This is a genomic window from Pseudarthrobacter sp. NPDC058196, from assembly GCF_042882685.1.
Taxonomy (GTDB): domain Bacteria; phylum Actinomycetota; class Actinomycetes; order Actinomycetales; family Micrococcaceae; genus Arthrobacter.
Map to the genome: position 1 here is coordinate 29,486 of NZ_JBHVVN010000003.1, position 20,492 is coordinate 49,977.

A 20,492-nucleotide genomic window follows, 5' to 3' on the forward strand; every position below is an offset into this window, starting at 1 on the left:
ATACCGCGGCCTTGGAGCTGCTATACCTCGGCGCCGAGGCGCTGGCTGATCACTGTGGAGACGCCGTCGCCCCGCATGGTGACGCCGTAGAGCGCGTCCGCCACCTCCATGGTCCGCTTTTGGTGGGTGATGACGATCAGCTGGCTGGACTCCCGGAGCTCCTCGAAAATGGTGATCAGGCGGCCCAGGTTGGTGTCGTCCAGTGCCGCCTCCACTTCGTCCATGACGTAGAACGGGGACGGCCGGGCCTTGAAGATGGCCACCAGCAGGGCCACAGCGGTGAGGGAGCGTTCGCCGCCGGAGAGCAGGGAGAGCCGTTTGATCTTCTTGCCGGCGGGGCGGGCCTCCACGTCAATGCCGGTGGTCAGCATGTCGGCGGGATCGGTGAGGACCAGGCGCCCCTCGCCGCCCGGGAACAGCCGCTCAAAGACCCTGACGAACTGGGCCTGGGTGTCCTCGAAGGCTTCCGCGAACACACGCTGGACCCGGTCATCCACCTCTTTGATGATGTCCAGCAGGTCCCGGCGCGACGCTTTCAGGTCTTCCAGCTGCGTGCTGAGGAACTGGTGCCGTTCCTCCAGCGCCGCGAATTCCTCCAGCGCCAGGGGGTTCACCTTGCCCAGGCTGGCGAGGTCCCGTTCGGCCTTCCGCAGCCGTTTCTCCTGTTCCTGCCGCACGTAGGGTTTGCCTTCCCGGATTTCCTCGCCGCCGGCATCGACAGGAGCACGCAGGGCAGCCCATTTGTCGCCGGACTCTTCGGCCGGGACCGGCACCGGGACGTGCGGCCCAAACTCCGCGACCAAGGCCTCCGGCGTGATGCCAAGTTCGTCCACGGAACGGGTTTCCACCGCCTCGATCCTGGCCCGCTGCTGGGCGCGGGCGAGTTCGTCACGGTGCACATTGTCAGTGAGGTCCGCCAGTTCGCGGGCCAGGGCGTCGTTCGACTCCCGGATGTCCCGGAGTCCGCGGTCCCGCAACTCCCGGTTCTCCTCTGCGAGGTCGCGTTCGTGCCGGGCGAGCTCGACGGAGACGTCAACATAGCAAAGCGCCATGTCCACCCCCGCGGAAACGGCAGCGGCGCGCCGGGCCTGGATACGGCGGCGGCGCGCGCGTTCGGCCGCTTCCTCCCGCGCCCGGCGCTCCGTGGCAGCCGCGCGTTCCAGTGAGGCTGCCCGGTTGCCGGTGGCTGCCAGCTGCTCCTCGGCGCTGCGCAGGGACAACCGTGCTTCCACCTCGGCGGCGCGGGCGGCAGACGCGGCTCCCGCCAGCTCGTCCCGCTGTTCGGTGGAGGGTTCCTGCTCGACGGGGGCTTCCTGGGCGGCTGCGAGCCGGGCGGTGATGGCTGCGAGCGCTTCTTCCTCGGCGGCCACGTTCTCTTCTGCGCGGGCCAGGGAGGCCGCCAGCCGTTCGCTTTCGCCGACGGCGCTGCGCAGGACGGAGTTGAGGTGCCCCAGGCGTTCGGCGACGGCGGCGAGCCGGGCATCGGATTCATGCAGCCGGTCCAGGGCAGCGTCCGCGGCCTCCTGTGCCCCGGTGCGCCTGGCCTCGGCGGCGGCCAGGGCGAACCTGTTCCGCTCCAGGTCCGCCGTAACCGCCGAGAGTTCACGCCCGGCGTCGTCCACGGCTGCCTGCACCTCCAGGAGGGACGGTGCCTTGGCTGAACCGCCGGTCGCCGAGACGGCGGTAAACACGTCCCCCTCCCGGGTGACAGCCGTGACGCCGGGCTGCGAGGCCACGAGCGCTGCCGCGGCACCAATGCCGGGTACGACGACGAATCCGGACAGCAGGTGCCTGACCAGTGCCACCTCAATCGCCGGACCGTCCACCAGTCCGGCAGCCCACCGGGCTTCGCCTGGAAGCTCCGTGTCCAGGGCGTCCCGGGGCTGGTCCACGGCAGCGGACGCGAGGAGGAGGGCCGCCCGGCCGCCGTCGTCGTCTTTGAGGACCTGCAGGACCGCGGCCGCCGTGTCGGCGTCCTGGACGAGGACGGCGTCCGATGCCTGCCCCAGTGCAGCAGCGATGGCGGCCTCGAAACCGGCCTGCACGTTGAGGGCGGCCGGGAGGCTGCCACGTATGCCGGGCAGACCGGCCTCCAGCGCATGCCGGGCGCCGTCCTTGCGGTCAAGGCCGAGTTTCAGGGCTTCCAGGCGCGCGGCGAGGGCATCGCGTTTGCGGATTCCTTCGTTGACGGCATTCTTGAGGCCGGCGATGTCGCCCAGCACCGCATCGAGCACGTCACTGGCGGCCTCGTACTCGGCGTCGAGGGACTCTTCCCCCTCCTCCACTCCCGCCACCTGGTTTTCCAAGGCCGTGAATTCGGATTGTGCCTTGGCACGCCGTTCGGTGCCCGCGGCAAGGGATTCGCGGAGCCGTCCCAGCTCCGCCTGGGCCGACTCCACCCGGGACCGTGCCGCCGCGACCTGCCCGGCGAGGCGGGCCAGGCCTTCCCGCCGGTCAGCGGCCGCCCTCAACTGGGCGGTGAGCCGCTGGTCTTCGGCGCGCGCTGCCTGCTCGGCCTCCGCCTTCGCGGCGCTTGCAGCGCCCAGGACAGCGCGCCGGCGCACAATGTCCGCATCGAGTTCGGCCAACTCCTGCCGCACCCGTAGGGCTTGGCGTTCCAGTTGTTCCGGGTCCCGCCCGGCAGGGGCCGGGGCGTCGTCGGAGCCCAGCAAGCGGCTTCGTTCGGTGGCCAAGGTGCCCAGGGAACGAAGCCGTTCCCTGGCGGTGGACAGCCGGTACCAGGTATCGCGTGCAGCGTTGAGCCGTGGAGTGGCCTCCGCGGCCAGCTGTTCCAGCGCGGCCTGCCGCCTGCGTCCGGCTTCAAGGTCCTGTTCGACGGCGGTCCGCCGGGCTTTGAGCGCGGCTTCGTCGGCCACATCCTGTTCCAGGGCCTGCTGGAGCTGGACAAGGTCATCGGCCAGGAGGCGTGCCCGGGCGTCCCGGACGTCGAACTGGACGCGCTGGGCGCGGCGGGCCACTTCCGCCTGCTTGCCCACGGGCGTGAGCTGGCGCCGGATCTCCCCCGTGAGGTCGGTCAGCCGCTGGAGGTTGGCCTGCATCGCCTCCAGTTTGCGGACCGTCCGCTCCTTGCGCCGCCGGTGCTTGAGGATGCCGGCGGCCTCCTCGATAAATCCGCGCCGGTCCTCCGGGGTCGCGTGCAGGACCCGGTCCAGCTGCCCTTGGCCCACAATGACGTGCATTTCCCGGCCCAGCCCGGAATCGGACAACAACTCCTGGATGTCCAGCAGCCGGCAACCAGCACCGTTGATGGCGTACTCGGATCCGCCAGTCCGGAACAGGGTCCGTGAGATAGTCACTTCGCTGTACTCGATGGGCAGGGCGCCGTCGGTGTTGTCGATGGTCAGCGACACATGGGCGCGTCCCAGCGGCGGCCGGCCGGACGTCCCGGCGAAGATGACGTCCTCCATCTTGCCGCCGCGAAGGGTCTTGGCGCCTTGCTCGCCCATCACCCAGGCCAGGGCGTCAACCACGTTGGACTTGCCGGAGCCGTTGGGGCCCACGACGGCGGTGACGCCGGGTTCGAAGTCGAAGGTGGTGGCCGACGCAAAGGACTTGAACCCCCGGACGGTGAGGCTTTTGAGGTGCAAGGCTTTCCTGGTCTCCTGGCGGGGGTAGGGAACGATGCTGGAACCGGCTCCCTATAATCTACTGCGCAGGAGCGACATTTCCCGTCCAGCACTCCGCGGCCGGGGCCGGCGCCCCGGCCAATATGCGTGATCGGGCGTTGCAAAGGCATAGTTAAGCTCTTGGGCCTGCACCGATGTGGGTACAGTCACCGCGTGGCTGCAGGACAAAACGAAGAGGGGCTTGAATTGGCAGGTAATGCAACCTTCCGGCACAGCAATACCGCACTGCTTTCCGTGAGCAGCGTCGAGGCTCCGCGGATCGTCAGTTCCACGGATTTCGACCGCAGGCTGGCCTCCACCCTGCAGCGGCTGAAGTTTCCGCCGCGGCTGCTCGAGCGCGTGGCCGGTATCACGCACCGCCGCTGGTGGGCTGCGGGAACCTCGTTCGATGATGCTGCCATCGAGGCCGGCGCCAAGGCCTTGGCCGAGGCGGGCATCGAAGCGTCGGAGGTGGGCCTGCTGATCAACACGTCGGTGACGCGGCGCAACCTGGAACCCTCGGTTGCGGTGAAGATCCATCACGGACTCAGCCTGCCGTCGTCGGCCATGAATTTCGACCTCGCCAATGCCTGCCTGGGGTTCGTGAACGCCCTGACCCTGGCCGCCAACATGATCGATTCCGGGCAGATCCGGTACGCGGTGATCGTCAATGGCGAGGATGCCCAGCTGACCCAGGAGGCCACACTTGCCCGGCTGCAGCGCCCCGAAACGACGCGTGACGACTTTAACCGGGAGTTCGCCACGCTGACGCTCGGCTCCGGGGCTGCCGCCGCCGTCCTGGGTCCAGCGGACCAGCATCCGGGCGCCCACCGGATTGTGGGCGGCGTGATGCGGGCCGGCACGGAGCACCACGAACTCTGCGTGGGCGGCATCGACGGTATGGCCACCGACACCAAGGGGCTGCTCGACGGCGGCCTGCAGCTGGTGGTCGATGCCTGGCACGAGGCACAGCCGGAGTGGGACTGGGCGGAGATGGACCGCTACGTCACGCACCAGGTGAGCAACGCCTACACCCAGGCGATCATCAACGCGATCGACCTTGATCCGGAGAAGGTACCCATCACCTTCCCGCACTGGGGCAACGTGGGCCCCGCGTCGTTGCCGATGACGCTGGCCGCAGAGACGCAGACGCTGGGAAGCGGTGACAGGGTCCTGTGCATGGGCGTCGGTTCCGGCCTGAACACCGCAATGCTGGAAATCGTTTGGTGATCGCGGCCTGGCCGGGCGTGGACGCCGAGTGGTCGCGCCGGATCGATGTTCCGTCCACCGCGGCCGCGGACCCGGCAGGCACGGTGCACCGCTGGCATGTGCTCGATAACGGCCCGCAGCTGGAGCGGCTGGGCCTTGCCCCGGCCGGAACCCTGCTGTGCGTCCACGGCAACCCCACCTGGTCCTACCTCTGGCGGAGTTTCGTTGCCGCGGGAACCGCTCCGGCGCATCCATGGCGCGTGGTGGCGGTGGACCAACTGGATATGGGCTTCTCCGAACGCACCGGCGTGTTCCGCCGCCTCGCCGACAGGATCAGCGACCTCGGCGACCTCACCGACGCGCTGGGCCTGGACGGTCCGGTGGTTACCGCGGGCCACGACTGGGGCGGCGTCATCAGCCTCGGCTGGGCCCTGGCCCATCAGCACCAGCTCGCCGGTGTGGTGCTCACCAACACTGCCGTCCACCAACCCGGCAGTTCCCGGATCCCGCCGGCGCTGCGCCTGGCGCTGCACCCGGCCGTGCACAAGTGGGGAACCACGACGTCGGACGCTTTCCTGCGGGTGACGCACTCGCTCGCCAGCCCGCCGCTGCCGCCGGACATCCGGGCCGCCTACATGGCCCCCTACCGCGGGGCTTCCCGCCGCGAGGGCGTGGGAAACTTTGTGGCCGATATCCCCGTGGACGCATCCCATCCCAGCCACCCAGAGCTGACCCGTGTGGCCGAAGGGCTGCGCGGACTGAAGGTCCCCGCCCTGATGCTTTGGGGCCCGCGGGACCCGATCTTCTCCGACCGGTACCTCAAGGACCTCATCCAGCGCATCCCGGCGGCCAAGGTGCACCGCTACGAGGGCGCCGGACACCTGCTCGCGGAAGACCGGAACATCGCACCGGCCGTTTTCGGCTGGCTCACGGCGAACGCCTCCGCCAGCGGTCCCGGGACGGACGGAACCGCGGCGGCCGGCAGTTCCGGGACCAAGGGCACCGGGCTGAGCCACGCCGTGGCCGCGGGGCAGGACACTTTCCGCCCGCTCTGGGCGCTCCTCGGTGAACTGGCAGCCGGGCCCGCAGGCAGCGGGACCGCCATTTCCGAGATGGCGCCCGACGGCAGTATTGCCCGCTCGCTCAGCTGGGAAGAACTGGAAAACAACGTTGCCGAGGTGTCCGCCGGACTCGCCGGAATAGGAGTCCGCAACGGAAGCCGTGTGAGCCTGATGGTCCCGCCCGGGGTGGACCTGACGGTGGCCCTCTATGCCTGCCTGCGCCTGGGGGCCGTGGTGGTGGTGGCCGACGCCGGTCTCGGCACCAAGGGGCTGAGCCGTGCTGTGAAGGGTGCCACTCCGGATGTCCTGATCGGGATCGACAGGGCACTGGCCGCAGCCCGGGCCCTCGGATGGGCTGCCAGGCTTGTCAGCGTGCGCGACCTGCCCGCCGCGCAGCGCCGCATCCTCGGGGTGGAAACCTCCCTCGCCGCATTGGCACGGGCAGGTGCCCGGGGTGGACACCGCCCCAGCGATGGGCCCCACCCGGACCAGCCGGCAGCCGTACTGTTCACGTCCGGTTCCACCGGGCCAGCCAAGGGCGTTGTCTATACGCACCGGCAGCTGGCAGCGATGCGGGACACCGTGGCGGAAACCTTCGGGATCCACCCAGGTGACCGGCTGGTGGCGGGCTTCGCGCCGTTCGCCCTGCTGGGGCCGGCCCTGGGTACCGTCTCGGTGACGCCTGCCATGGACGTCACCGCCCCGCGTACCTTGACGGCACGTGCCCTCGCCGAGGCGGCAGCGGCCGTTGACGCAACGGTGGTCTTCGCTTCCCCCGCGGCACTGCGCAACGTCCTGGCCACCCAAGACGGCCTCCCCACCGCGGGCGCCGCGGCGTTGGCCCGCATGGAACTGCTGCTCTCCGCCGGCGCCCCGGTTCCCGAACCCCTGCTCGCCGGGGTGCAGCGGTTGCTGCCCCGGGCCTCGCTGCACACGCCGTACGGAATGACCGAAGCCCTGCCTGTCACCGACATCAGCCTCGAACAAATCCAGGCCGCCGGTGCCGGGACCGTGGCGGGAGCAGGCAACGGGGTGTGCGTCGGCAGGCCCGTGCATGGCGCCCGGGTTGCCGTCCTCCCGCTGGCCGCGGACGGAACCGCTCCCGCGGACGGCACCGCTCCCGGCGCCGGCCCCGTGACGGAGCCCGGCGTCACCGGTGAGATCTTGGTCAGCGCTCCGCATGTCAAGGACTCCTACGACCGGCTCTGGCTCACCCAGCAGGCGAGCGCCGGCACGGCCGGCTGGCACCGCACCGGGGACGTGGGCCACTTCGACGCCGACGGACGCCTGTGGGTGGAAGGGCGCCTGGCGCACATCGTGACAGCTCCGGGGGCGGTGGTGACGCCGGTGGGTACCGAACAGGCCATCGAATGCCTCGACGGCGTCCGCATGGCCGCCGTCGTCGGGGTGGGGCCGGCGGGCACCCAGGCCGTCGTCGCGGTGGTGGAAACCGTGCCGGCCGCCCGCAAGGCCGGTCCTGCGGATCCAGCACTGGCAGGACAGGTGCGCGCGGTGGCAGCCGCGGCCGGCGTGTCCGTGGCAGCAGTCCTGGTGGTGCCCGCCCAGCCCACCGATATCCGCCACAACGCCAAAATCGACCGGACGCGCCTGTCCCGCTGGGCGTCGAAGGTGCTGGCCGGCGGCCGTCCGGGGACGCCATGAAGGTCCTGGTCACCGGGGCGAGCGGGGTCCTGGGCCGGGAGGTGGCCGCGTTGCTGATCCGGCGGGGACACACCGTGGCCACCTTCCAGCGGCGTCCATCAGGGGTCGACGGCGCCGCGGACCGTTGCGGCTCCCTCACCGATGATGCCGCGGTCCGGGAAGCGGTGCAGGGCATGGAAGCAGTGGTCCACCTTGCCGCCAAGGTTTCCTTCACCGGCCGCGCGGCGGATTTTGACGAGGTCAATGTCCAGGGAACCCGGCGCCTGCTCCACGCCGCCCGCGAAGCTGTGGTGCGGGATGTGGTGTACGTGTCCTCCCCGTCCGTGGCCAACACGGGAGCCGCCATCGCCGGACAAGGCGCAGAGCCGGCGGACCCCGAACACGCGCATGGCAACTACTCGCGCACCAAGGCCCGGGCGGAACTGGTGGCCCTCGCCGCTGACGCCCCGGACTTCCGTGTCACCGTGGTGCGCCCGCACGTCGTATGGGGTCCGGGAGACACCCAATTGGTGGAGCGTGTGCTGGCGCGGGCCGGGCGCGGCCGGCTGCCGCTGCTCGATGCCGGCGCTGCCCTGATCGACACCACGTTCGTTGACAACGCAGCGGCCGCGATCGTTGCGGCATTGGACCGGATTCGGCACGTCCATGGCAGGGCCCTTGTTGTCACTAATGGGGAACCCCGGCCTGTCGGCGAACTGTTGGCCGGTATCTGCGCTGCCGGCGGGGTGCCGGCTCCGTCGTGGTCGGTGCCAGGGAGGCTTGCGCGGATTGCGGGGTCGGTGGTGGAACGGGCCTGGCTTAGGTTTGGCCGGGAGGAGGAACCGCCCATGACGGCCTTCCTTGCCGAGCAGCTGTCCACGGCCCACTGGTTCGACCAGCGCGAAACCCGGAGGCTCCTGGACTGGACTCCGGAGGTATCGCTTGACGAGGGACTGGCGCGGCTTGCCGACTATTACCAGGCAGGTTCACCGGCAGGCACCCGGAAGTCATGAGGCATTGCGCCGTTGTTGCGGCAACCTACCAGCGGCCGTTCCGCGGCCGGGGCTGGCACACCGGGCACGTGTGGGACGAACGGTTCATGAACTGCTCGCGGCGGATCATCGACTGGATTCCCGCTGCGGCACAGCGTTTGCAGGGCTCGCCCTGGCGCCCGTAGGCGTTGAGGGACCTGTCGAAGTAGCCGGAAGCTCCGTTGACGTTCACATAAAGGGAGTCGAAACTGGTGCCCCCGGCCGCCAGGGCGTCGAGCATCACCTGCCGGGCACTGTCCAGGACACGCTGGGCCTCGCCGCGGCGGAGCGTATCGGTGGCCCGCGCAAAGTGCAGTTTTGCGCGCCACAGGGCTTCGTCGGCGTAGATGTTGCCGATCCCGGACACCAACCCCTGGTCCAGGAGTGCCCGTTTGAGCCCGGTTTTGCGTTTCCGGAGGCGCTGGTAGAAGAGGTCGAAGGAGAATGCGGGGTCCAGCGGGTCCCGGGCAATATGGGCTGCTTCCGCTGCGATCAACGGAAGCGGTGATTCGGCGAGACCGCCGGGGCCGCCGTCCTCGGTGGGCACCAGGTCAGTAACAAAAAGGCCGCCGAAGATCCGTTGGTCAACGAAACGCAGCTGGTCCGACATGCCTTCACGTGGGCTGAGCTCCAGCCGTACTTTGAGGTGCTTCTCGTCGGGCACGCCGGGGCTTTGCATCAGGAGCTGCCCACTCATTCCCAGGTGCGCCATCAGTGCCACGGCCGGTGCCTGGTGCTGTTGGGCATGTCCCGGCCCGGCGCCGTTGTCCGTCAGCGGCATCCAGAGGAATTTGCCGCGGCGGACGACGTCGGACACGGTGGCGCCTTCGAGGTTGCCGATGAAGTCTCCGGCCCCGAGGGCGTGGCGACGGATGGAGCGCGGGTCCAGGACATCGACGCGTTGGATCGTCCTGCCGCGGACCCAGCGAACCAGGCCGCGGCGCACCACCTCAACCTCGGGCAGTTCGGGCACGGACGCTACTTCGCGGCTGCGGAGCCGGCGGACGTGTCCGCGCCACCGTGGGCGTCAGCCCCGGAAAGCACCCGCCAGGCGTCGGCTGCTGCTTCCTGCTCGGCCTCTTTCTTGGAGTGCCCTGAGCCCTTTCCGTAGGCGTTGCCGCCGATGTTCAGGACGGCAGTGAAGGTGCGGGCGTGGTCCGGGCCCGCGCCGTCCACCGCGTAGTGGATGCTTCCGAGCTGCCGGCTGGCGGCCAGTTCCTGGATGCTGGTCTTCCAGTCGGTTCCGGCGCCCAGGACGGCGGCATCCTTCAGCATCGGGCCGATCAGCCGCATGACCAGCCGGCGTGCGGTCTCGATGTCGTTGGAGACGTAGGTGGCGCCGATGAGGGCCTCCATGGTGTCCGCGAGGATAGACGCCTTGTTCTTCCCGTGGGTGAGCTTTTCGCCCTGCCCCAGGTAGATGTATTCGCCAATGCCCAGGCTGCGGCCAATGCCGGCCAGGGCACGGGTGCTGACGACGGCGGACCGGCGCTTGGCGAGCTCGCCTTCAGGCAGGTCCGGGTTGTCCCGATACAGGGCATCCGTCACGGAGAAGCCCAGGATGGAGTCCCCCAGGAACTCGAGCCGCTCATTGGTGGGTATGCCGCCATTCTCGTAGGCATACGAACGGTGGGTGAGCGCAAGACGAAGCGTCCCGGCGTCTATAGAGACACCGAGACGCTTCAGAAGCTCTTCAGTTGAAGACATCAGTCAGCCTGTTGGGCCGATTAGACGTCAGCGACCTTGCGGCCCTTGTACTCAAGGAACAGCGCGGTGCCAGCAGAGTCGGTAACGACCTTTGCCTGGTGCGGCAGGCTGTAGGTGACCTGGCCGTTCTCAACGGTCTTCACCAGGTGGGGGGCGGTCGCCTTCCACTGCGAGCGGCGGGCGCGGGTATTCGAGCGAGACATTTTCCGCTTGGGAACAGCCACGGCTAACTCATTTCTCTCTAGACAAACACGTACAAATCAATTTTGCCGGTCAGGCTTAGCCATATCAGCTAGGGCAGCCCAGCGAGGATCCAGGACCTCGTGGTGGTGCCCCGGCTCGTCTTCCAGGCGAGCTCCGCATTCGGAGCAAAGGCCCTGGCAGTCTTCCCGGCACACCGGCTGGAACGGCAGGTTGGTGACAACCGCGTCCCGCAACACCGGTTCAAGATCGATTACATCGTGCTCGACTCGACGTTGCTCTTCATCTTCTTCTTCGTCCGAAAGCTCAGCACCTTCATAGAAGAAAAGTTCTTGCACATTGACCTCAAGGTCATACGCAAGGGGATCCAGGCATCGGCCGCATTCGCCGGTTACTTCGACGGCAGCGGTTCCTGATACCAGGATTCCTTCGTGTACGGCCTCAAGCCTCAGGTCGAGCTCGACATCCGAGCCTTCCTGAACACCAATGAGCGCCACACCAAGATCACCTGGTGCGGGTACATGTTCCTTCAGTGTCCGCATGCTTCCCGGGCTGCGCCCGAGGTCCTTGACGTCGAACGCCAGGGGCGAACCAGCATCTCTTTTAATGAGAACTCCTGTTGAACATATGACCGACGTACCATCCTAGCCTGAAGAGCCATGGTGACTCAAACCGGCATGCGGCGGCGCCGAAGTACCCATCCATCCTACCGTCTTGGCTGCTGGTCCGGGCCAGGCTCGCCGGTCACCAGGCGGCGGTGCACCGAGCGGGGCACGTAATCGGAAACACTGCCGCCCAGCGCCGCCACCTCCTTGATCAGGGTGGACGACAAGTGGACGTAGCTGGCCTCGGCCGGGAGGAACACCGTTTCCACCCCGCTCAGCTGCCGGTTCATCGTTGCCATGGGAAGCTCGTAGTCGAAATCCGACGACGAGCGGAGCCCCTTGACGATGGCGGATACCCCCCGGTGGCGGCAGTATTCGGCGAGCAGCCCCGCGCCGACAGGCTCCACCACGATGCCCTTGAGCGAGGCCAACGTCTCGCGCGCCATGTCCAGCCGCTCCTCCAGGGTGAACATGTACTTCTTGGCGTAGTTGGTGGAGATGGCCACGATGACCTCGTCAAAAAGGCCGGCAGCCCTGGCAATGACTTCGAGATGGCCGTTGTGGATGGGGTCGAAGGATCCGGGGCACACAGCGCGTCTCATGCTCCGAACCTACCGCATGGAAAGGCCGGGATACCATGACTGGATGCATCCTCCACGGGAACTTTCCACGCCCCTGGCACCTGCTCCCTGGCAGCGGACCGCGCTCGGTGCCAACCTGCTGGCACCCGACGGCGGACTGGGCGTCACCATCTTCGAAGAGATGACCACCCTTGCTGTCCAGACGGGTGCCATCAACCTGGGCCAGGGCTTCCCGGACGAGGACGGGCCGCTGGAGATCAGGGAGGCGGCGCGTGCGGCCATCGCCGCCGGAGCCAACCAGTACGCACCGGGCAAGGGCATCCCCGAACTCCGCGAAGCGGTGGCCGCGCACCAGGAACGCTTCTACGGGTTGACCCCCGATCCCGCCACGGAGGTCATCATCACCACCGGGGCCACTGAGGGCATCGCGGCCTCGCTGCTGGCTTTCGCCGGGCCCGGCGACGAGGTCCTGACGTTCGAGCCGTTCTACGACTCCTACGGTGCGGTCATCGGCCTTGCCGGCGCCACCCATGTGACCGTGCCGCTGGCCGCCCCGGACTTCATGCCTGACCTCTCCGCCTTGGAGTCGGCTTTCAGCGACCGCACCCGGGTGGTACTGCTGAACAACCCGCACAATCCCACCGGCGCCGTTTTTCCGGAGGCCGTCCTGCAGCGCGTCGTGGACCTTGCAGCCAAGCACAGCAGCATCATCGTCACCGACGAGGTGTACGAGCACCTGACGTTCGGCGTCCCCCATGTCCCGGTGGCAACGCTGCCCGGAGCCGCCGCGAAGACCATCACCATCTCCTCCGCGGGGAAGACGTTCTCACTGACGGGATGGAAGGTGGGCTGGCTCACCGGGCCGGCGGACCTGGTGGCCGCCGTGCGTACGGTGAAGCAATTCCTGACCTACAGTTCCGGGACCCCGTTCCAGGCGGCAATCGCCACGGGCCTGGGCCAGCCGGACGCTTTCTTCCACGGCATCGCGGCCACGTTGGAGAAAAAACGGGACATCCTCAGCGCGGGGCTCAGAGACGCCGGGTTCGACGTCTTCACACCCCGCGGCACCTACTTCGTCAACGTGGACACCGCGCCGCTCGGCATCACCGATGCCCTGGACCTCGCCCGGCGCCTGCCCGCGTTGGTGGGCGTTGCCGCTATCCCGGTTCCCGTGTTCTGCCACCCCGAGGGTGCGGAACGGACAAGAAGCCTGCTGCGCTTCGCCTTCTGCAAGAAGACCGACGTCCTGGAGGAAGCAGCCACACGGCTGGCAACGCTCCGCGGCAGGCTCTGATGACCGGCGGCGCCGCGGGAACTGCGAGCCGGTACCTGCGGACCACCGGCCAGCACGCCACCATCGAACCGGACGCGTTCACGGACGGCGGCTATGTGCTCAGCATCGGCGGAGCGGAGCAGTCCCATGTCAACCTCAGCCGGCCCGACGAGATCTTCTACGAATACCTGCGCAGGATCGGCCACCTGGTGGATCTCGCCGCACCGGCAGGGGAACCGGTGAAGGCCCTGCACCTGGGCGCCGGTGCGCTGACCCTTGCGCGCTACATCCAGGCCACCCGGCCCGGCTCACCGCAGTACGCGGTGGAGCTGGAACGCGAACTGCTGGACTTTGTGCTGCGGCACCTGCCCCTGCCCGAAGGCACGGACCTGACCACCATGATCGGCGATGCCCGGGAGGCACTTGGCACGCTGGCCGCGGGACTGACGTTCGACGTCGTCATCCTGGACATCTTTTCCGGGCCGGAAGCGCCGGCCCACATCGCGTCCAGTGGTTTCTACCGGGAGGCGCGGGACCGGCTGAGCCCGGACGGGGTGCTGATCGTCAACGTGGGCGACGAGCCCGCCCTCACGCTGGTCAGGAGCCAGGTCGCGGCCATGCGCGAGGCCATGGCCGATGTTGCGGCGTTCGGAGAAGCTGGCATGTTCGACGCACGGTACCCGGGAAACGTCATCCTGGCAGGGACGCAGGGCCCCTGGCCGGAATCGTGGACAACAGAGCTGGCCGCCCGCGGCCCACACCCTGCCCGGGTCCTGTCCGGAGTGGACCTGGACCCTTTCTCGGCCTAGGGCCCTACGCCTCGGTCGCGTCCGGCAGGTCGTCGGCGGAAATGGCGTCGGGCACGGACGGCTCGGCGAACCACAACCGGGTCTCGCCGTACTTTTTCTCCGCAAACCGCGCCAGCCCATTGGGCCACTCCGGCTCCGGGGAACGCGACGACCGCTCCACCACCACAACAGCCCCCGCTGCCAGGTGGCCGGCGAGCTTCTGGAGCACCGCGGCCAACGCCCCTTCATCCAGCGGATACGGCGGATCCAGGAACGCCAGGTCCCAGGCAGCGGTGCCGGGCGCGCGGTCAAGGAAGGGCTCCACCTTGGAACGGTGCACGCTGACGGTCTTGCGGCCAAGCACGCCGTCGATAAGGTCCGCATTGCGCTGGCACACCGCACTGGCCTTGGCGTCGGACTCCACCAGGTCCACGGCCTGCGCTCCCCTGCTGGCACTTTCCACGCCCAAGGAACCGGAGCCTGCGTACAGATCCAGAACCCGGGCGCCCGAGATTACGTCAAAAGCGTCGAGACGGGAGAACAGCGCTTCCTTGACGCGGTCGGTGGTGGGCCGGGTCAACGAGCCCGGGACCGCGTTCAACGGGGTACCACCCGCGGCACCGGAGATAATCCGGGTCATCGCGCCTGCCGCCGTCCGCCCGCGCCCTGGGGCCCTGCCGTGCTAACCGCGTTCAAGGAACGCCTCCTTCTCGGGGTTGAGGTACTTCTCGATGGCATCGGCGAGTTCGGGGTGGCCTGCCAGCAGCGGGTCCCCGCCGACGATGTGCTGGGCGTCTTCCCTGGCCCGGGCGATGACGTCTTCATGTTCCAGGACGCGCAGGAGTTTCAGGGTGGAGCGTCCGCCGGACTGGGAAGCGCCCAGGATATCGCCTTCGCGGCGCAGCTTGAGGTCTTCCTGCGAGAGGACGAACCCGTCCGTAGTGGCCACCACGGCTTCCAGCCGCCGCCGGCTGGGATGCCCCGGCTCCAGGGCGGTGACCAGCAGGCAGGTCCCGGGGAGTCCGCCACGGCCGACGCGCCCGCGGAGCTGGTGCAGCTGTGAGATCCCGAACCTGTCGGCGTCCAGGATGACCATCAGGGTGGCGTTGTGCACATCTACGCCGACCTCGATCACGGTGGTGGAGACGAGCAGCTTGATCCGGTTGGCGGTGAAGCCGGCCATCGTCTCCGTTTTCAGCTCAGGCTCCTGGCGTCCGTGCAGCGGGGCAAGCGGCACCCCCGCCAACGACGGCTCGGCCAGCAGGTGCTCCACGACGGCGGTGACGGACGCAAGCTCCCGCCCTTCCTCTCCCTCCGCCCCCGGGGGTGCGGCCTCGCCGGGGCTGAAGTCGCCGTCGTCGTCAGCCCCGATCTTGGGACAGACCACGTACACCTGGCGCCCTGCATCGATCTCTTCGCGGGCGCGCGCCCAGATCCGCGCCGCCCAGGCGGGGTTCTCCGCGAGGCCCACGAGGTGGGTGGTGATCGGGGCCCGGCCTTTGGGCAGCTCGCTGAGGGTGGACGTCTCCAGGTCCCCGAAAACCGTCATGGCAACGGTCCGCGGGATGGGGGTGGCTGTCATGACCAGCAGGTGCGGGGGCTTGCGCGCCTTGGCCCGGAGGGCGTCGCGCTGTTCCACGCCGAAACGGTGCTGCTCGTCCACCACGATGAGTCCGAGGTCGTAGAAGGAGACGTTGTCGCCCAGGAGCGCGTGGGTGCCGATGATGATTCCGGCCGTCCCGGAGGCGGCGTCCAGCATGGCCTGCCTTCGCGCCGGAGTGGGCATGGAGCCGGTCAGCAGCGTGACCTGCACGGAAAGGCCGCCTTCCCCGGCCAGCCCGCCCAGCAGGCCGTCGCCGGACAACGGTCCAAGGCTGCGCCGGATGGAGTCGTAATGCTGGGCCGCGAGCACTTCGGTAGGGGCCAGGAGTGCGGCCTGCCCGCCGGCGTCGATGACCTGCAGCATGGCACGCAGCGCCACGACGGTCTTGCCGGAGCCGACCTCGCCCTGCAGCAGCCGGTTCATGGGGGTGTCGCGCGCCAGTTCCGCCGCGAGGGTTTGGCCGACGGCGGACTGGCCGGCGGTGAGCGTGAACGGCAGGTTGCCGTCGAAGGCAGCCAGGAGGCCGTCGCCCACCGGGCGGCGGGCGGTGGCTTCCTCGGCTGCGAGCTGGGCGCGGCGGCGCGCCAGCGCTGACTGCAGTACCAAGGCCTCGTGGTAGCGGAGGCGGTCCCGGGCCCGGCGCCAGTCCTCGGCGGTCTCGGGTGCGTGGATCAACCGGTAGGCGCCGGACACCGGCAGAAACCCTTCACGGGCGGAAACCTCAGTTGGCACCGGGTCCGGCAGGGCGTCGAGGTCGAGTGTTTCCAGGAGCGTGGCGATGGTTTTCTGGATCTTCCAGCTGGGAAGCTTGGCGGTGGCCGGGTACACCGGGATGGGCATGGCGGCGAGTTTTTCCGGGTCCTGGCCACTGTCGCTGAACGGGTCTTCGTCCACCAGCTGGAAGTCAGGGTTGGTCAGGCCCAGCTGTCCCTTGAAACTGGTGACCTTCCCGGAAAACAGGGCGCGCCGCCCCTGCAGGAGTTCTGTTTTGGCCTTGTACCCGTTGAAGAAGCTGATCTTGAGGGTTCCGGGCACCTTGCCGCGGAAGTCGCGGCCGCCCACCAGCCGGAGCCCCTGCTGACCGTCGTCGTCGGAGACGATGACGTCGGTGATGGTTCCACGGCGGGCCTGCATGGTGCGCGTGCTGCTGGACAGCACCCGGGCGATCAGGGTGACGTCCTCGTCCAGCGGCAGTTCGCTGATGGGGGTCAACTCACCGCGGCTCATGTAGCGGCGCGGGAAGTAATTCAGGAGCCCGTCCACGGTGGTGATCCCGAGGTGTTTGTCAATGACCGCTGCCGAGCGCTTGCCGATGCGCCGCTCCAGGGCCAGGTCGAGCTCAGCGTTCATGCCCGCCGGTGTTCACTGCGTCCATGTCGGGGTCCCGGGGCAGCGCAAGTTCGCTGACGCTGATCTGGGACGGTTCACCCAGGGACCTGATGACAGCGACGGCCTGGTCCGGGTACGGCACATGCACATGCACCCGCCACCGGTAGTTCCCGTCAGGGTCGGCTCCGCTGCCCACCTGGCTCATGATGACGGACTCGCCGATCTCGTCCAGCCGCTGCCGGAGGGTGGCGGCGTTCAGCGGCGACAGGCTGATGGTGCACATGACTTCCACGCCGTCGGCGTCGGGCATGGCGGTGTGGATGTGGGGATCGGAGACGTCGTAGCCGTGCAGGCCGTCGAGGAGTTCATTCTGCAGTTCCTCGCCCAGGACCGCCGAGCGCAGGCAGTCCAGGATGAGCAGCATTCCCACGCCACCGGCATCGACAACGTGGGCGGACTGCAGGGCATCGAGCTGCTCTTCGGTGTGGATCACCGCTGCCAGGGCCCCCTCCACCGCGGCGTCCAGGGCAAGGCCCAGCGCGTGGTTGCTGTCGTCCCCGTCCTGGGCCGCGTCCACGGCTGCGGCGGCTCGGGCAGCTGCTTCCATGACAGAAAGCATGGTTCCGGGAACAGGATCGCTGAGGGCGGACCAGGCACGGATCTGGGCGCGGTTCAGTGCGGCCGACAGGAGCGTGGACGTCACCCTGGTGTGGCCGGCCAGGGGCTCGGCCGCCGCGCACAGGAACACGGAGAAAAGGGTGCCGGAGTTTCCCCGTGCTTCCTCCATGGCCGCCTGCCCCGCCGTGGCGAGGACTTCCCCGACGTCCACCGGAGCCGGCTGGTCGTCGGTGAGCACCAGCGAGCGGGCTGCGGCGCGAACGGTGAGGTAGAGGTTGGTACCGGTATCGCCGTCAGCCACCGGGAAGATGTTGATGGCGTTAAGCCGGTCGCTGTGGTTGCCCAGGGCCGTTTCCGCCTTGCCCAGCCACCTCTTCATCGCCAGCGCGTTGGCGGCAACCTTAGTGTGCAAAGTGATCCCATCCCCCGGTGTCTGCGGCCCGGCCCGCTATCAGGACGCCCGGGCCTTCGTCGGTTCCGAGTGCATGTACCGAGCCTATCGCAGTGAATCCCGGTGGCAGCTGAATGCCGGCCGGGAAAGTGGCCAGCAGGCCGTGGTCCTCGCCGCCGGCCAGCACCCAAAGTGCCGGGTCCGCGGCCAGGAGGGTTGCGGCCGGGCGCAGGAGTTCGGCAAGGGTCGCCAGCCGGGCGGGATCGAGGTCGACGGCGACGTTGCTGGCGGCGGCCAGCCGCTGTCCGTCCCGCAGGAGTCCGTCCGAGATATCAAGCATGGCCGTCGCCCCCGCCACCCGTGCAGCCGGCCCTGCTCCCAGGGGCGGCCGGGGCCGGCATTGCAGGTCGAGGAAGATCCGTTCGGCGGGGCCGAGGGTGTCCGCGGCGACGCCGGATTCAAGCAGGGCCAGGCCGGCGGCGGCGTGCCCGACGGTTCCAGCCAAGGCCAGGACGTCTCCCGGCCGGGCGCCGGACCGCAGGACAGCCCGGCCGCCGTCGAGCGTTCCCAGGACGGCGACCGTCACGGAAATTTCGCGGCCGCGGCCCAGGTCCCCGCCGGCCACGGAACATCCGTTGGCTCCGAGTGCCCGGATTCCGGCTGTCAGCCCGTCCGCCAGCTCTTCCACCCAGGTGACCGGCGTGTCCACCGGCAGCGTGAGGCTGACCACCATCGAAGTGGCCGTGGCGCCCATCGCGTTGATATCGCTGAGGTTCTGCGCGGCGGCTTTCCACCCGACGTCGTATCCGGTGGTGCTGTAGCCGTTGGGCCAGAGGAGGCGAAAATCCTGGTCCTGGACCTGGGTGTCGATGCTGACCACGGCCTTGCCGTCCGGGGCAGCAACGATAGCGGCATCATCCCCGGGGCCCAGCAACGTGCTTGCCGTGTGGGATCCCTCCATTCGGAGGCGCGGGAAGATCCGGGCCAGCAGGTCTGCTTCGGAAAGGCCGGCGACGGTGGGCTGGCGGTCAACGCGGTTTCGGAGGTCTTCAGGCACGCCACTACGCTACCGCGACCGGCCGACATCGTGTCCTGGCGGGGGCACCGGCGGCGATAGGCTGGAATCATGCACCATCCCCAGCTGCCCCTGCCCGCCCGTGCCACCCGGATGGCAGTTCTTGGGGCAGTCGCCGCCCTGTCCTTGACTGCGTGCTCCCCCGCGGTTGACGTCACCGCAGCCAAGGACGCGGCCAACCCTGCCTGCGCACCGATGATGGTGGCCCTGCCGGATGCTATTGGCGATTCCCGGCTGCGGAAGACCAACAGCCAGGGAACTGCCGCGTGGGGTGATCCGTCGCTGGTCATCCTGCGCTGCGGCGTCAACGTGCCGGGGCCGACGACAGACCGTTGTGTGACCGTCAACGGCGTCGACTGGGTTATCAAGGAAGGCGATCCGGTGTGGACCCTGACCACCTACGGCCGGGAACCGGCCACCGAGATCCTGATGGACCCTGACAAGATCAGCTCCGCCACAGTTCTCGCGGACCTGTCCGGCGCCGCCGCGAAGGTCCCGTCGGTGCGGAACTGCGTTGGCCAGGAAGACCTGCAGAACCTCCCGCAGAGCAAGTAGGTTTTGCGGCTCAACCACCGGGTTGGGCCCGCGGTTCAGCCCGAGGGGTTCAGCGGAGGCCGGTCTTCCGGTGCAGCGCCAGGTGGATGAGTTCATCGATCAGGTCAGCATAGCCAAGTCCGGAGGCAGCCCACATTTGCGGGTACATGCTCTTGGGCGTGAACCCGGGCATGGTGTTGATCTCGTTGATGATCAGCTCACCGTCGGGGGTGTAGAAGAAATCGACGCGGCTCAAGCCCTCAGCTCCCACGGCATCGAAAGCCAGCGCCGCGAGCTCACGGACCCGCGAGATGGCTTCCGCCGGGATGTCCGCCGGACAACTCAGCGCGGCAGCATCGTCCTCGACGTACTTGGCGTTGAAATCGTAGAACTCGTGGGTGCCGCCGGCGACTGAGATCTCGCCAGGCATCGATGTCCGGGGAGCGTCCGTACCCCTGCCCTCCAGCACCGCGCACTCAATCTCGCGTCCCACGATTCCGGCCTCGATGACCAGTTTGAGGTCATGCCGGCGTGCTTCCTCAATTGCGGCGTCGAGGTCATCGAGGGAGTCCACCTTGGTAATGCCCATGGACGAGCCCGCGCGTGCGGGCTTGACGAAGACGGGGAAGCCCAGGCGGTCCACCTGCTTGCGGACGGATTCGGGATCATTGCGCCACTGCCTGTCGGTGACCGCCACGTAGGGGCCAACGTGCAGCCCGGCAGCCTCGAAGACCACTTTCATGTAGTGCTTGTCCATGCCGACGGCGGATGCCAGGACGCCGGCCCCGACGTAGCGGGTGTCCGACAATTCCAGGAGCCCCTGGATGGTGCCGTCTTCGCCGAAGGGTCCGTGCAGGAGCGGGAAGACAACGTCCACGGCGCCCAGTTCCTGGGGGACCTGGTTCGGCGAAGCGACAATCAGCTGGTGTTCGCCGCCGATTTCGGCCAGGGTCACGGTCTGGGCAGAGGGCGATACTTCCGGCAACGATGAGGCCGCCAGGGACCATTGCGCGGTATCGGCCGGTGCCAGCACCCATTGCCCGGTTTTGGCGATCCCGATCGGGATGACCTCGTACTTGTCCCTGTTGATGGCGCCGAGCACGCCGGCCGCCGTCACGCAGCTTACGGCATGCTCGCTGGAACGGCCGCCGAACAGCACGGCTACCCGCGGTTTCCTGCTGCTCGCCGTTTCCCCTGTGGTGGGTGTGTCTTGTGACAT

17 protein-coding genes are annotated in these 20,492 nt (G+C 68.5%); 6 read left to right on the forward strand and 11 right to left on the reverse strand.

Annotated elements, in window-relative coordinates:
• Positions 1 to 20: 20 nt before the first annotated feature.
• The gene (gene smc, locus ACFVVC_RS05215; protein ID WP_387449927.1) at positions 21 to 3,608 is read right to left on the reverse strand and encodes a chromosome segregation protein SMC; all 3,588 of its coding nucleotides are present in this window, start codon (positions 3,606 to 3,608) and stop codon (positions 21 to 23) included.
• Positions 3,609 to 3,833: 225 nt separating this feature from the next.
• Here smc and ACFVVC_RS05220 point away from each other — a divergent pair, with 225 nt between their 5' ends.
• From ACFVVC_RS05220 to ACFVVC_RS05230, 3 genes are read left to right on the forward strand one after another with little or no spacing between them, the layout of a single operon-like run.
• Positions 3,834 to 4,856, forward strand: coding sequence for a 3-oxoacyl-ACP synthase III (locus ACFVVC_RS05220; RefSeq protein WP_387450410.1), 1,023 nt, complete (start codon positions 3,834 to 3,836; stop codon positions 4,854 to 4,856).
• Positions 4,850 to 7,558, forward strand: a complete 2,709-nt coding sequence (locus ACFVVC_RS05225; RefSeq protein WP_387449929.1) for an alpha/beta fold hydrolase — start codon at positions 4,850 to 4,852, stop codon at positions 7,556 to 7,558. The genes ACFVVC_RS05220 and ACFVVC_RS05225 overlap by 7 nt, the downstream gene beginning before the upstream one ends.
• Positions 7,555 to 8,550, forward strand: a complete 996-nt coding sequence (locus ACFVVC_RS05230) for an NAD-dependent epimerase/dehydratase family protein (RefSeq protein ID WP_387449931.1) — start codon at positions 7,555 to 7,557, stop codon at positions 8,548 to 8,550. Before ACFVVC_RS05225 ends, ACFVVC_RS05230 begins: the two co-directional genes overlap by 4 nt.
• 25 nt (positions 8,551 to 8,575) lie before the next feature.
• On the opposite strand, the gene mutM is transcribed toward ACFVVC_RS05230, so the two are convergent.
• From mutM to coaD, 5 genes are all read right to left on the reverse strand, one after another.
• Entirely contained in the window at positions 8,576 to 9,541 is a 966-nt protein-coding gene (gene mutM / locus ACFVVC_RS05235; protein ID WP_387449933.1) for a bifunctional DNA-formamidopyrimidine glycosylase/DNA-(apurinic or apyrimidinic site) lyase, read from the reverse strand.
• A gap of 5 nt (positions 9,542 to 9,546) precedes the next feature.
• Entirely contained in the window at positions 9,547 to 10,275 is a 729-nt protein-coding gene (rnc, locus tag ACFVVC_RS05240) for a ribonuclease III (protein ID WP_387449935.1), read from the reverse strand.
• Between the two features lie 20 nt (positions 10,276 to 10,295).
• The gene (gene rpmF, locus ACFVVC_RS05245; protein ID WP_009356569.1) at positions 10,296 to 10,499 is read right to left on the reverse strand and encodes a 50S ribosomal protein L32; all 204 of its coding nucleotides are present in this window, start codon (positions 10,497 to 10,499) and stop codon (positions 10,296 to 10,298) included.
• Between the two features lie 36 nt (positions 10,500 to 10,535).
• Positions 10,536 to 11,060 carry a YceD family protein gene (locus ACFVVC_RS05250; protein WP_387450412.1) on the reverse strand — a complete coding sequence of 175 codons (525 nt, stop codon included), beginning with the start codon at positions 11,058 to 11,060 and terminating at the stop codon, positions 10,536 to 10,538.
• 122 nt (positions 11,061 to 11,182) lie between these two features.
• Positions 11,183 to 11,683, reverse strand: coding sequence for a pantetheine-phosphate adenylyltransferase (gene coaD, locus ACFVVC_RS05255; protein WP_026264218.1), 501 nt, complete (start codon positions 11,681 to 11,683; stop codon positions 11,183 to 11,185).
• Positions 11,684 to 11,726: 43 nt separating this feature from the next.
• On the opposite strand from coaD, the gene ACFVVC_RS05260 reads away from it, so the two are divergent.
• Together ACFVVC_RS05260 and ACFVVC_RS05265 are read left to right on the forward strand one after the other, a co-directional pair.
• Positions 11,727 to 12,956, forward strand: coding sequence for an aminotransferase class I/II-fold pyridoxal phosphate-dependent enzyme (locus tag ACFVVC_RS05260; RefSeq protein ID WP_387449938.1), 1,230 nt, complete (start codon positions 11,727 to 11,729; stop codon positions 12,954 to 12,956).
• Positions 12,956 to 13,744 carry a spermidine synthase gene (locus ACFVVC_RS05265; RefSeq protein ID WP_387449940.1) on the forward strand — a complete coding sequence of 263 codons (789 nt, stop codon included), beginning with the start codon at positions 12,956 to 12,958 and terminating at the stop codon, positions 13,742 to 13,744. Before ACFVVC_RS05260 ends, ACFVVC_RS05265 begins: the two co-directional genes overlap by 1 nt.
• A gap of 4 nt (positions 13,745 to 13,748) precedes the next feature.
• On the opposite strand, the gene rsmD is transcribed toward ACFVVC_RS05265, so the two are convergent.
• From rsmD to thiL, 4 genes are read right to left on the reverse strand one after another with little or no spacing between them, the layout of a single operon-like run.
• Positions 13,749 to 14,363, reverse strand: a complete 615-nt coding sequence (gene rsmD, locus ACFVVC_RS05270; protein ID WP_387449942.1) for a 16S rRNA (guanine(966)-N(2))-methyltransferase RsmD — start codon at positions 14,361 to 14,363, stop codon at positions 13,749 to 13,751.
• Positions 14,364 to 14,405: 42 nt separating this feature from the next.
• Positions 14,406 to 16,676, reverse strand: a complete 2,271-nt coding sequence (locus ACFVVC_RS05275) for an ATP-dependent DNA helicase RecG (RefSeq protein ID WP_387449944.1) — start codon at positions 16,674 to 16,676, stop codon at positions 14,406 to 14,408.
• Entirely contained in the window at positions 16,666 to 17,652 is a 987-nt protein-coding gene (locus ACFVVC_RS05280) for a DAK2 domain-containing protein (RefSeq protein ID WP_387450414.1), read from the reverse strand. Before ACFVVC_RS05280 ends, ACFVVC_RS05275 begins: the two co-directional genes overlap by 11 nt.
• Positions 17,653 to 17,674: 22 nt before the next feature.
• A complete protein-coding gene (gene thiL, locus ACFVVC_RS05285) occupies positions 17,675 to 18,721 on the reverse strand; it encodes a thiamine-phosphate kinase (RefSeq protein ID WP_387449946.1) in 1,047 nt (348 codons plus the stop codon).
• Positions 18,722 to 18,790: 69 nt separating this feature from the next.
• On the opposite strand from thiL, the gene ACFVVC_RS05290 reads away from it, so the two are divergent.
• Complete coding sequence (locus tag ACFVVC_RS05290) at positions 18,791 to 19,294, forward strand: DUF3515 domain-containing protein (protein ID WP_387449948.1); 504 nt, start codon at positions 18,791 to 18,793, stop codon at positions 19,292 to 19,294.
• A 49-nt stretch (positions 19,295 to 19,343) separates the two neighbouring features.
• Here the strand turns inward: ACFVVC_RS05290 and ACFVVC_RS05295 are convergent, their stop codons facing one another.
• Positions 19,344 to 20,492, reverse strand: coding sequence for a D-alanine--D-alanine ligase family protein (locus ACFVVC_RS05295; protein ID WP_387449950.1), 1,149 nt, complete (start codon positions 20,490 to 20,492; stop codon positions 19,344 to 19,346).